This window comes from Pseudomonas sp. McL0111 (assembly GCF_052567255.1).
In genome coordinates this window covers 5,913,171-5,924,592 of sequence record NZ_CP199585.1, presented here as the reverse complement: position 1 = coordinate 5,924,592, position 11,422 = coordinate 5,913,171, and the positions used below count along the sequence as shown (strand labels likewise).

Genomic DNA, 11,422 nt, shown 5'->3' with positions numbered 1-11,422 from the left:
AAATAAGCCAGCCAAGGAGACTTTGGTTGTAGGGAAAATCTCTAAATGCACGCCAGCAGTTCGGCGGCGCAGGCGATATTGCCCGTTGCTCAATGCCGGTCGCGCTCGTTATGCTGCTGAACCCTTTAATCAGATCCGAGCCGCGCCACCACCCGCGCCGCTTGGGATGTCGTTGATACGGACCCGATAATGAATGCACCGCTGAAGACGTTCGGCCCGATCAAGGCCGTGATTTTCGACATGGACGGTTTGCTGCTGGACACCGAGGGTATCTACACCGAAGTCACCTCGATCATCGCCGGGCGTTACGGGCGCACCTTCGACTGGAGCGTCAAACAGAACATCATTGGCCGTGGCGCGAATGATCTGGCGAACTACGTGGTGCAGGCGCTGGATCTGCCGATCACTGCCGAAGAGTTCCTGGTGATCCGCGAGCCGCTGATGCGCGAGCGTTTCCCTACCGCGCAAGCGATGCCGGGCGCCGAAGAGCTGATTCGTCATCTCAAGGCTCACAACATTCCAATCGCGGTAGGCACCAGTTCATCGCGTCAGTCGTTCGGCCAGAAAACCACTTTGCACCGCGACTGGTTTGCGCTGTTCGACTTCATCGTCACCGCTGATGACCCGGAAGTCGGCGCGGCAAAACCGGCGCCGGATATTTTCCTGACCGCTGCGCGTCGTTTGGGCGTTGCGCCGGAGGATTGTCTGGTGTTCGAAGATTCGCCATTTGGCGTGACGGCGGCAAAAGCGGCAGGCATGACCGCCATCGCCATTCCCGATGCTGCCATGGCCGATGAAAAATATGCGCATGCTGACGGAATTCTGCGCACGTTAAAGGCGTTCACCCCAGGAGCCTGCGGATTGCCGGCGCTTGAATGGGCCTGATCTAAGCCGTGACAACAAAAAACGCCGCTCTCTATTTAAAGATGAGCGGCGTTTTTTTGTGTCCGTGATTTACAACGGTCAGGCGCCGAAGCCACCGTCGATGGTCAGGCTGGCACCGGTGATGTAACCGGCTTCCGGGCCTGCGAGGTAGGCGACGAAGCTGGCGATTTCAGCGGCTGTACCGTAACGGCCGACCGCCATCAGCGGGATCAGGCTGTCGGCGAATTCGCCGCTGGCCGGGTTCATGTCGGTATCGACCGGGCCAGGCTGCACGTTGTTGACGGTGATGCCGCGTGGGCCGAGATCGCGGGCCAGGCCTTTGGTCAGACCGACCAGCGCGGATTTGCTCATCGCATACACACCGCCACCGGCAAAGGGCATGCGGTCGGCATTGGTGCTGCCGATGTTGATGATGCGCGCGCCTTCACCCATGTGTTTGGCGGCTTCTTGGGAGGCAATGAACACGCTGCGGATGTTGATCGCCACGGTCTGATCAAAGTCTTCCAGCTTGAAATCTTCCAGCGGCGCGACGGCGAGGACACCGGCGTTGTTCACCAGAATGTCGAGGCGGCCGAAGGTTTCGACGGTAGCGCTCACCGCGTGACGAATGGCAGCAGCGTCGGCGCTGTCAGCCTTGATCGCAAGGGCTTTGCCGCCGTTGGCGGTGATGCTGTTTTGCAACTCTTCGGCCTTGGCGGCAGAGCTGACGTAAGTGAAGGCGACACTGGCGCCTTCGGCGGCCAGACGTTTGACGATTGCGGCGCCGATACCACGGGAACCGCCTTGAATCAGAGCAACTTTACCGCTGAGGTTTTGAGTAGTCATGTTCGATTTCCAGAGTGTTCAAGGCGGGGGTGCCTTGTTGTTGGAGCCGAGTATCGGCCTGTCATCGACAACCGTGTAGACCATGATTGCTATAGTCTGTGTAAACCATAAGTTTATAGTGGCGATCATGGAAACCTTCAGCAGCATCGAATGCTTTGTCCGCAGCGCCGAGGTCGGCAGCTTTGCCGAGGCCGCCCGGCGTCTGAGTCTGACTCCGGCGGCGGTCGGTAAAAGTGTGGCGAAACTTGAGGTGCGCCTGGGTGTGCGGCTGTTCCAGCGTAGTACACGCAGCCTGACGCTGACCGAGGCGGGTCAGCTATTTCTGAATCAGGTCAGCAGCAGTCTCACCACCATTCAGAACGCAGTGTCCAATCTGGCGAGTGTTGAAGGGCTGCCGGCCGGGACGTTGAAAGTCAGCATGGGCACCGCGTTCGGCTGTTTGTATATCGTGCCGATGCTCGGCGAGTTCTTGCGGCGTTTTCCGGCGATCAATCCGGACTGGCACTTCGATAATCGTCAGGTCGATCTGATCGGCCAGGGTTTCGATGCGGCCATTGGTGGCGGCTTCGAACTGCCGCAGGGCGTGGTTGCGCGCCGGCTGAGTCCGGCACATCGGGTGTTGGTGGCGTCGAGTGAGTATCTGCAAGCCAACGCCGAGATCACCGAACCGGACGATCTCAAGCATCACGACGGGATTCTGATTCGTTCACCGCAAACCGGGCGCGTGCGTTCCTGGCAGTTGACCGGGCGCGATCCGCAGATTTGCCGTCCATTGACGCTGAAGGCGCGGATGACCATGAGTGATTCCGAAGCGGCCTGCGCCACGGCGGCTCAGGGATTGGGCATTGCGCTGGTGAGCATGCCGTTTGCGGCGGGTTATCTGGAAACGGGCAAGTTGCAGCGGGTGTTGCCGGACTGGTACATCGATGACGGTTACACCTCTATTTATTACGCCGAGCACAAATTGCTGCCGGGCAAGACGCGGGCGTTTGTCGATTTCATTATTGAGCAGTTTGCGGAGCGGGGGTTGGGGCAGCGGTTTAGTGCTATCTGAGTATGGCTTGGGGCCGAGTCGTGGCCTTCGCGGGCAAGCCCGCTCCCACAGGTTGTGTGGCGTTCACTGACCTGTGATTCTGTACAAATCCTGTGGGAGCGTGGCTTGCCCGCGATGAACGATAACGCGGTCTAACGGGCAAACCGCTGCGGCCAGCCAATGATGGTCTTCGGCCGAGGCGTCGCATAAGTCCGCACCTTGGACGTCGACAATCTCAACCGCACCAGCGATTCAGCAATGGTCACCGCCGCCGTCACCCCATCCACCACCGGCACCCCGGTGCGCCGCCGAATCTGCTCATCCAGCCCGGCCATCCCGCCGCAGCCAAGGCAGATCACTTCGGCCTTGTCCTCAGTCACCGCCAGTTCAGCCTGACGCACGATGGCTTCCAGTGCGCGTTGCGGTTCATGTTCCAGTTCCAGCACCGCCAGGCCACTGGCGCGCACTGAGGCGCAGCGATCCCACAAACCGGAAAGCTTCAGCCGATCCTCGATCAGCGGCACGGTGCGATCCAGCGTGGTCACCACTGAATAGGCGTGACCGAGGAACATCGCGGTGCTGGCCGCCGCGTCGGTGATGTCCACCACCGGCACGTTGAGCAGTTCCTGCAAACCTTCGCGTCCGTGTTCGCCGTAACCGGCCTGAATTACTGCGTCGAACGGCTGGTCGTAGGACATCACCCGGTCCATCACGGCGATGGCTGCCAGATAACTTTCGAAATTGCCTTCAATTGAATCGGCGCCGAAAAATGGCGTCAGGCCGACGATTTCCGTGCCGGGTGAAGCGACGGCCTGCGCAGAGCGGGCGATGGCCTGGGTGATGGACTCGGTGGTGTTGACGTTGACCACGAGAATTCGCATGGGAAGTCCTTATAGCAGGGTGGTTCTGCGGCCCGAAGTGCGGGCCGCCAAGGGATTAATGGCTGACGTTATCGACGGCAATCGATTCACCGCTGACGTCGGCGTAGTGCGGCTGACGTTTGGCGATGATCAGATAGAGCATTCCGGCGATCCCGGCGCCGATCAGCCAGGAGAACGGCGAAACACTGTGAAAACCCGGCACCAGTGCGAGGACGATGGCGATCAGTGCCGCAGGAATAAACGCCGCCACCGCTCGGAAATTCACCCCGTGGCTGTAGTAATAAGCGCCATTGGGATCTTCGCTGTAGAGCTGCGGCACGTTGACCCGGCCTTTGCGGATCAGCCAGTAGTCGACCATGATCACCCCGTACAGCGGGCCGAGCAGGGCGCCGAGGCCGGAAAGGAAATACACAATCACCAACGGGCTGTTGTAGAGATTCCACGGCAGGATCAGCACGGCGATGGTTGCGCTGATCAGCCCCGCGCGTCGGAAGGTCAGGTACTTCGGCGCCAGGTTGCTCAGGACAAAGGCCGGCGCGACGAAGTTGGCCATGATGTTCACCGCCACGGTGACGATCAGGAATGCCAGACACCCGAGCACCAGAAAGAACGTGTTGGGGATCGAGGCGATGATTTCGGTCGGGCTTTCGATGATCCGTCCGTTGATCTGGAATTGCGCGCCGCAGAGCAGGACGGTGATCGAGGCGAACACCAGAATGTTTACCGGCAGGCCCCAGAAATTTCCGACCTTGATGGTTTTGCGGCACGGCGAGGAACGCGCGAAGTCGCAGAAATTGAGGATCAGCGTGCCGTAGATCGCCAGCCACAAGGCACCGCCGGCAAAGATGTTGCGCCACATCTCGCCACCGCTCAGCGGTTCGCGGATCGACCAGGCAATGGTCGCGTTGGCCTGGGTGTACATCCACGCGGCGAGGGCGGCGACGGTCAGCAGAATCACTGGTCCGGCAAACGCTTCGTAACGGCGCACCATTTCCATGCCGTAGGCAAGGATCGCCAGTTGCACGAACCAGATCGCCACGAAACACACCCAGCCCAGCGTCGACAGACCGAGGATCGAGTTGTGATCGTAATCGGCGAATCCCGGGTGAACCGCCGTCAGCAACACGCGAAACACCACTGACGCCAGATACGTCTGAATCCCGAACCAGGCGATGGCGATCACCGCCCGGATCAGCGCAGGAATCTGCGCGCCGTGGATACCGAAACTGATCCGGCTGATGACCGGAAACGGCACCCCGGTTTTCTGTCCCATGTAGCCGGACAGGTTCATGAAGAAGTACACCAGCGCCGCGCCGATCCCCAGCGACAGCAGAATCTGCCAGCCGCCCAGCCCCAGCGCATACAAACCGATGGCGAACGAGTAGTTGGCGATGTTGTGCACATCGTTGGTCCACAGGGCAAAGATGCTGTAACGGCCCCAGCGCCGCCCTTCGGCCTTGGTTGGTGCCAGGTCGCTGTTGTGCAGGCGCGGGCTCAATTGCAGCGGTTCCCCGGCAAGCTCGCCGGGCAACGGCTGATCAAACGTGGAGGAAGGCAGATTCAGCGCGATGTTGTTATTGGAGAGACTTGTACGCATTCCGGCAGGCTCCTGATATTCGGGGCATCTGCAGCCTGTACGGGATAGGGCGCTTCAGGCTTGCGGATCGAAAGTGTGTATGTCTTGAATTATTGTATACAAAACATGTATGCACCTTAGCCAGATCTATGCCAGTTCAGGATCTATGGAATGCGCTGCTGATTTCGTTTTGTTATGGATGAGGGTTAAGTGACTGAAATCCGGTCGATATAAATTGACCGATTGAACAGCTATTTATTTTCGGCGGGGGATTTTTGCGAGACGCGGAAGGAAGGTGTTTCCGGAGGGGATGTAACTTTTCAGGGCGCAGAAACTAAAAGTGCACACATAAATGGCACTGATGGTGACATTCGTGTGTACACATTTTTACGGCGCCACAAACCACTGTAGGAGCGAGCTTGCTCGCGAAAGCGGTGTAACAGCCAAAAAATATGTCGACTGAAACTTCGCTATCGCGAGCAAGCTCGCTCCCACAGGGGATAGGGTTGTCAGGCTGAAGGATCAAGCCTTGCTGATGATATTCCCGGCATGCAACCCGCATTCTTTCTGGGTCGCTTCTTCCCACCACCAACGGCCTTCGCGTTCGTGCTGATTCGGCAGAACCGGACGGGTGCAAGGCTCGCAGCCGATGCTGATAAAGCCGCGTTCATGCAGGCTGTTATAAGGCAGCTCAAGCATGCGGATGTAGCCCCAGACTTCCTCGCTGGTCATCTGCGCCAACGGGTTGAACTTGTACAGCGTGCGCTCGGGGGTGGAGAACGCGGTATCGATCTCCATCGCGGCTACGGCGCTGCGGGTGCCCGGGCTCTGGTCGCGGCGCTGGCCGGTGGCCCAGGCCTTGACGCCGGACAGCTTGCGGCGCAGCGGTTCGATCTTGCGAATGCCGCAGCACTCGCCATGGCCGTCCTTGTAAAAACTGAACAGGCCTTTTTCCTTCACGAACGGTTCCAGTTTCGTGTAGTCCGGCGACACCAGTTCGATGTCGATCTTGTAGTGCTCGCGCACCTGATCGATGAACCGGTAGGTCTCCGGGTGCAGGCGGCCAGTGTCGAGGCTGAACACCTTGACGTTCTTGTTGAGCTTCCAGGCCATGTCCACCAGCACCACATCCTCGGCGCCGCTGAAAGATATCCACAGATCATCACCGAACTCGGCAAACGCGAGTTTCAGGATGTCTTGCGCGGATTTGTTGGCATAGGTCGTGGCGAGTTCCACGACGTCGAACGTTGCACTCATCAGGGCGGCTTCCTACAGGTCGGTGGCGCTGGGCGCTCTATATGGGCAGATGGTAACAAAAAGTGGCGGGAATCGGGGCGCGCTCTGCGTTGCGCGGCCGGGACGGAGTCGCTAGAGTTCGGCCTCGCTCGACTCAATAATCAATACAAACGGGAGTGTCTTGTGGAAATTGCTTGCCTTGATCTTGAAGGGGTATTGGTGCCGGAAATCTGGATCGCCTTTGCCGAAAAAACCGGAATCGAATCCCTCAAGGCCACCACCCGGGACATTCCCGACTACGACGTGCTGATGAAGCAGCGCCTGCGCATCCTCGACGAGCATGGTTTGAAGCTTTCGGACATCCAGGAAGTGATCGCCACCCTCAAGCCGCTGGACGGCGCAGTGGAGTTCGTCAACTGGCTGCGCGAGCGTTTCCAGGTGGTGATTCTGTCGGACACTTTCTACGAGTTTTCCCAGCCGCTGATGCGCCAACTGGGCTTCCCGACCTTGCTCTGCCATAGGCTGATTACTGATGACACTGGGCGGGTCACGAGTTATCAACTACGTCAGAAAGATCCCAAGCGTCAGTCGGTTCTGGCTTTCAAAAGCCTGTACTACCGGGTGATTGCGGCGGGTGATTCGTACAACGACACCACCATGCTGGGCGAGGCGGATGCCGGGATTCTGTTCCATGCGCCGGATAACGTGATCCGCGAATTCCCGCAGTTCCCGGCAGTTCATACGTTTGCCGAGTTGAAGCAGGAGTTTCTCAAGGCTTCGAACCGTGAGCTGAGTTTGTAGTCATCTGGAAGGACGCCTTCGCGAGCAAGCTCGCTCCCACAGGGGAATGCATTCCAATGTGGGAGCGAGCTTGCTCGCGAAGCTTTTAAGCTTTTAAATTTTCAGAGGTTTTGCAGGGTTTCCAACAGGATCTTCACCTTGGTGATGGACTCCTGATACTCAGCCTCCCACTCCGAATCAGCCACAATCCCGCCACCACCCCAGCAGCACACCTGCCCATCCTTCACCAGCAAACTGCGGATCGCAATGGAGCTGTCCATCTCGCCGCGCACGTCCAGATACACCAACGATCCGCAATACAAACCCCGACGGGTCGGTTCCAGTTCGTCGATGATCTGCATCGCCCGAATCTTCGGTGCGCCGGTGATCGATCCGCCGGGGAAGCTGCCGGCGATCAGATCCAGCGCATCGCGATCCTGCGCCAGTTCGCCGGTCACACTGCTGACCAGGTGATGCACATTCGGATAGCTTTCGAGGCTGAACAACTCCGGCACGCGAACCGAACCGGTGCGGCAGGTGCGCCCGAGATCGTTGCGCAGCAGGTCGACGATCATCAGGTTTTCCGCACGATCCTTGGGGCTGGCCAGCAGTTCGGCGGCGTTGGCGACATCTTCGGCCGGGGTCAGTCCGCGCGGGCGAGTGCCCTTGATCGGGCGGGTTTCGACCTGACGCTGGCTGACTTTGACGAAGCGCTCCGGCGACAGACTCAGCACCGCGCCGCCATCCGGCAAACTCTGGAAACCGGAGAACGGCGTCGGACAAGCGGCGCGCAGTGCGCAATAGGCCAGCCACGGGTCACCGGAGCAGGGCGCACGAAAGCGCTGGGCGAAATTGACCTGATAGCAGTCACCGGCCTGGATGTACTGCTGAATGCGTTCGAAGGCCTGGCGATAGTCTTCGGCTGAGAGGTCGGCTGCCATCGGGTTGTTCAGCTTGAAGGGCGTCAAAGTCGCGGACACCGGCTGTGTAAACAACTCAATCAGGCGCTGTTTTTCACTTTCACTGATCGACGGATGAAACACCAGTTGGCTGGTGGCCGTCTGGTGATCGCTGACCAGCGCCCAGTCATACAGGCCAAAACGCGCATCGGGTAATTGCAGATCATCCCGTGCCTGACTCGGCAGATTTTCCAGATGCCGACCGAAGTCGTAGCTCAGATAACCGATCAGACCGCCAGCGAACGGCAGTTCATATTCCTTAGGCAATTGTGCTTCGCCCAGACGCGTAAGAACGGTGCGCAGGCGTTGCAGGAAAAGGCTGCCGCTTTCGTCAGGCAGAACGGCCAGTTGCTCCAGCGGCCAGGCGCTGAGCAAGTCATAGCGACCACGGTCGGCGCTCGGCCGGCCGCTGTCGAGCAGCACGGCACCGGGTGCATGGCGGATTGCCGCGAAGTAATCGGCGGGGTTGGCGCAGTAGGGCAGCGGGTGTACGGAACAGGTCAACATGGGCGGGGCAAATCGGCCATCGAGGCGGGGTGGGGATTGTAGTCCTCTGAGGGATTTGCTCCTAGAGGAGATGTCGGGGATTGACAGGTTGGGGGGCAGGGTTGAATCCTGTGTGGCTGTGAATAAGCCATCGCGAGCAGGCTCACTCCTACAGGAGAATGCGTTCCAAATGTAGGAGTGAGCCTGCTCGCGATGGCTTCGACTCGGTCTAGAGTCAGCCTTCGACGGCTGGAATATGCCCAAACAACTCCTGAACAAACGCCACCCGCTCTTCAACCGACTCCGTCACGCCACGCGCCTTCAGCTCTTCCAGGTGCGCTTCAACCGCATGCGTGCGCAACGTCAGCCCACAATCATTGGCAATCTGAATGTTCAGCCCCGGCCGCGCATTCAGCTCAAGAATCAGCGGGCCTTTCTCCTGATCAAGCACCATGTCCACACCGATATAACCCAACCCGCACAGCTCATAGCAGCCGGCAGCGAGTTTCATGAAACCGTCCCAGTAGGGCAGTTGCACGCCATCCACCGCGTTGGTGGTATCGGGGTGTTTGGTGATGATGTTGTTCAGCCAGGTGCCGCGCAGGGTCAGGCCGGTGGCCAGATCGACGCCGACGCCGATGGCGCCCTGGTGCAGGTTGGCCTTGCCGCCGGACTGGCGGGTCGGCAGGCGCAACATCGCCATCACCGGGTAACCCATCAGCACGATGATGCGAATATCCGGCACGCCTTCGTAGCTGATGCTTTTGAAGATCAGGTCCGGGGTCACGCGGTATTCGATCAGTGCGCGGTCACGGTGGCCGCCCAGCGAATAGAGGCCGGTGAGGATGCTCGAGATATGGTGTTCAAGCTCTTCGTGGTCAATGATCTTGCCCGACACCGTGCGATAGCGACCTTCGAAACGGTCGGCCACCACAATAATGCCGTCACCGCCGGCGCCTTGCGCCGGTTTGATCACGAAGTCGCTGCGCCCGCCGATGATCTCGCCGAGCTTGTCGATTTCCTTCTCGGTGGAGATCACGCCATACAGCTCCGGCACATGAATGCCGGCCTCGATGGCGCGCTCCTTGGTGATGATCTTGTCATCGACAATCGGGTACAGACTGCGCTTGTTGTACTTGAGCACGTAGTCCGCGTTACGCCGATTGATGCCCATGATGCCCCGGGCTTCCAGGGCCTTCCAGGTCTTCCAGAAACCGAACATCAGGCGTCAGCCTTCTTCAGGAAAGCCTTGAAACGCACCAGTTCGGTCAGGCGGTAGCCGCGATAACGACCCATCGCCAGCATGAAGCCGACCAGAATCAGCAGGATCGCCGGGAAGGTGAACACAAAGTACACCAGCTCCGGCACGGTCATGATCAGGTGCGCCAGGGAAGCGGCGAACAGCGTGCCAATCGCTACTTTCATCGCATGGCTCGCGCCGCGTTCTTCCCAGGTGATCGACAGACGTTCGATGGTCATGGTCAGAATCACCATCGGGAACAGCGCCACCGACAGACCGCGTTCCAGACCGAGTTTATGGCTGAACAGACTGATCGCCGCGATCAGCACCACCACAAACGTCAAGACCACCGAGAGTCTCGGCAGCATTTGCAGCTTGAGGTGTTCCAGATACGAACGTAATGACAGGCCCAGCGCGGTTATCACAGTAAACAGCAGAATGCCGAAGCCCAACTGAGTCTCGCGGAAGGCCAGGGCGATCAGCACCGGGGTAAATGTGCCGAGGGTCTGCAGGCCGATCAGGTTGCGCAGGATCAGGATCACCAGCACGCCAATCGGGATCATCACCATGATCATGAAGGTCTGCTGAGTCTGCAGCGGCAAGCCGTACAGCGAGTATTCGAGGAAGTTGGCGTCGGTGTTTTCGTCGGTCAGCTTGGCCAGACGAATCGCGTTCATCTCGCTGTTATTCAGGCTGAAGGTCACGTTGGCTTTTTTGCCGCCATCGACGGTGATCAGGTTTTCATCACCGGTCCACCACAGCAGGCGGTCGGTTGGCAGGCCTTGCTCGCCGGTTTCCGGATTGAAGTAAAGCCAGTCGTTGCCATTGAAGCTGCGCAGCCACAGTTCCGGGGTTTGCGGCTGATCGGCGACCAGGCGGATGGTGTGGACTTTTTCCACTGGCACGTGGGCGATGGACAACAGCAGCTCGACGATTTTGGCTTTGTGCGCAGTGGACGGATCGCCGGCCAGCAGCAGCTTCACGTTGTCGTCGTTGAGGTTGTTGACGCGTTTGATCGCTTCGCCGATGAAGGTTTCGACGTCAGCCGAGTGCTGGCGGATCGGCGCGAGCAGAGCTTCGGCGGCGATCTTCTCCGGGCCTTCGATGGCCATGCTGTCGCGGAAGGTCGGGCCTTTGATCTTGGATTTTTCTGCGGTGTAACGCTTGGTCAGCACCAGACGGTAATAAAGCGTCTGATTGCCCTTGGCCCGGCGCGCAGACCAGGTGACCTTGCGGTTGCCGTCAACGCGGTTGACCGCCACACCGTAGTTGTTGGAGATGAAGCTCTCATTGAGGCTGACGTAATCGCGGCTCAGAGGCGGCACGAACATCTGGATCTTCACCGGGTCTTTGGTGCTGGCGACGAACTCGACTTTGGCGTCGATGTTCCACAAGTCGTCGGTGGCGTCTTCGGTCACCGGGATGCCGAGCACGAAAATCTGATAGGCCGTAACCGAAACGCCCAGCAACACCAGGATGGTGATCAGGATTTTCAGGTGGAAGGTAAGCGAACGCATGGAA

The 11,422-nt window shown here is 59.1% G+C and carries 10 protein-coding genes; 3 read left to right on the top strand and 7 right to left on the bottom strand.

All coding sequences use genetic code 11. The features are described from left to right. The first annotated feature begins 189 nt into the window (after nucleotides 1-189). Nucleotides 190-885 (top strand): HAD-IA family hydrolase, encoded by a 696-nt coding sequence (locus tag ACTWLJ_RS26555; RefSeq protein WP_401218321.1) that lies wholly within the window; start codon nucleotides 190-192, stop codon nucleotides 883-885. Nucleotides 886-963: 78 nt separating this feature from the next. On the opposite strand, the gene ACTWLJ_RS26550 is transcribed toward ACTWLJ_RS26555, so the two are convergent. Next, nucleotides 964-1,710: a 3-oxoacyl-ACP reductase family protein gene (locus ACTWLJ_RS26550; RefSeq protein ID WP_401218318.1), complete on the bottom strand. Its 747-nt coding sequence runs from the start codon at nucleotides 1,708-1,710 to the stop codon at nucleotides 964-966. Between the two features lie 127 nt (nucleotides 1,711-1,837). On the opposite strand from ACTWLJ_RS26550, the gene ACTWLJ_RS26545 reads away from it, so the two are divergent. Then, nucleotides 1,838-2,764, top strand: a complete 927-nt coding sequence (locus ACTWLJ_RS26545) for a LysR family transcriptional regulator (protein ID WP_445179121.1) — start codon at nucleotides 1,838-1,840, stop codon at nucleotides 2,762-2,764. A gap of 131 nt (nucleotides 2,765-2,895) precedes the next feature. Here the strand turns inward: ACTWLJ_RS26545 and ACTWLJ_RS26540 are convergent, their stop codons facing one another. From ACTWLJ_RS26540 to ACTWLJ_RS26530, 3 genes are all read right to left on the bottom strand, one after another. Next, entirely contained in the window at nucleotides 2,896-3,624 is a 729-nt protein-coding gene (locus ACTWLJ_RS26540; RefSeq protein ID WP_445179120.1) for an aspartate/glutamate racemase family protein, read from the bottom strand. A gap of 55 nt (nucleotides 3,625-3,679) precedes the next feature. After that, a complete protein-coding gene (locus ACTWLJ_RS26535; RefSeq protein ID WP_445179119.1) occupies nucleotides 3,680-5,221 on the bottom strand; it encodes an NCS1 family nucleobase:cation symporter-1 in 1,542 nt (513 codons plus the stop codon). A 501-nt stretch (nucleotides 5,222-5,722) separates the two neighbouring features. After that, complete coding sequence (locus tag ACTWLJ_RS26530; protein ID WP_445179118.1) at nucleotides 5,723-6,457, bottom strand: phosphoadenylyl-sulfate reductase; 735 nt, start codon at nucleotides 6,455-6,457, stop codon at nucleotides 5,723-5,725. A gap of 162 nt (nucleotides 6,458-6,619) precedes the next feature. Between ACTWLJ_RS26530 and thrH the strand changes: the two genes are divergently transcribed. Next, nucleotides 6,620-7,237 carry a bifunctional phosphoserine phosphatase/homoserine phosphotransferase ThrH gene (thrH, locus tag ACTWLJ_RS26525; RefSeq protein ID WP_445179117.1) on the top strand — a complete coding sequence of 206 codons (618 nt, stop codon included), beginning with the start codon at nucleotides 6,620-6,622 and terminating at the stop codon, nucleotides 7,235-7,237. A 101-nt stretch (nucleotides 7,238-7,338) separates the two neighbouring features. Here the strand turns inward: thrH and pabB are convergent, their stop codons facing one another. From pabB to rloB, 3 genes are all read right to left on the bottom strand, one after another. Continuing rightward, complete coding sequence (pabB, locus tag ACTWLJ_RS26520) at nucleotides 7,339-8,682, bottom strand: aminodeoxychorismate synthase component I (protein WP_445179116.1); 1,344 nt, start codon at nucleotides 8,680-8,682, stop codon at nucleotides 7,339-7,341. Between the two features lie 214 nt (nucleotides 8,683-8,896). Then, nucleotides 8,897-9,883 (bottom strand): alpha-L-glutamate ligase-like protein, encoded by a 987-nt coding sequence (locus tag ACTWLJ_RS26515; protein ID WP_445179115.1) that lies wholly within the window; start codon nucleotides 9,881-9,883, stop codon nucleotides 8,897-8,899. Continuing rightward, nucleotides 9,883-11,418, bottom strand: a complete 1,536-nt coding sequence (gene rloB, locus ACTWLJ_RS26510) for an osmotic stress tolerance membrane protein RloB (protein WP_445179114.1) — start codon at nucleotides 11,416-11,418, stop codon at nucleotides 9,883-9,885. The genes ACTWLJ_RS26515 and rloB overlap by 1 nt, the downstream gene beginning before the upstream one ends. Between the last annotated feature and the right edge of the window lie 4 nt (nucleotides 11,419-11,422).

What these genes read in the sequence shown, in the direction of transcription:
- ACTWLJ_RS26535 (WP_445179119.1), bottom strand. Translation starts at nt 5,221, where the DNA reads ATGCGTACAAGTCTCTCCAATAACAACATCGCGCTGAATCTGCCTTCC.
- ACTWLJ_RS26540 (WP_445179120.1), bottom strand. Translation starts at nt 3,624, where the DNA reads ATGCGAATTCTCGTGGTCAACGTCAACACCACCGAGTCCATCACCCAG.
- pabB (WP_445179116.1), bottom strand. Translation starts at nt 8,682, where the DNA reads ATGTTGACCTGTTCCGTACACCCGCTGCCCTACTGCGCCAACCCCGCC.
- rloB (WP_445179114.1), bottom strand. Translation starts at nt 11,418, where the DNA reads ATGCGTTCGCTTACCTTCCACCTGAAAATCCTGATCACCATCCTGGTG.
- ACTWLJ_RS26530 (WP_445179118.1), bottom strand. Translation starts at nt 6,457, where the DNA reads ATGAGTGCAACGTTCGACGTCGTGGAACTCGCCACGACCTATGCCAAC.
- ACTWLJ_RS26545 (WP_445179121.1), top strand. Translation starts at nt 1,838, where the DNA reads ATGGAAACCTTCAGCAGCATCGAATGCTTTGTCCGCAGCGCCGAGGTC.
- ACTWLJ_RS26550 (WP_401218318.1), bottom strand. Translation starts at nt 1,710, where the DNA reads ATGACTACTCAAAACCTCAGCGGTAAAGTTGCTCTGATTCAAGGCGGT.
- ACTWLJ_RS26555 (WP_401218321.1), top strand. Translation starts at nt 190, where the DNA reads ATGAATGCACCGCTGAAGACGTTCGGCCCGATCAAGGCCGTGATTTTC.
- ACTWLJ_RS26515 (WP_445179115.1), bottom strand. Translation starts at nt 9,883, where the DNA reads ATGTTCGGTTTCTGGAAGACCTGGAAGGCCCTGGAAGCCCGGGGCATC.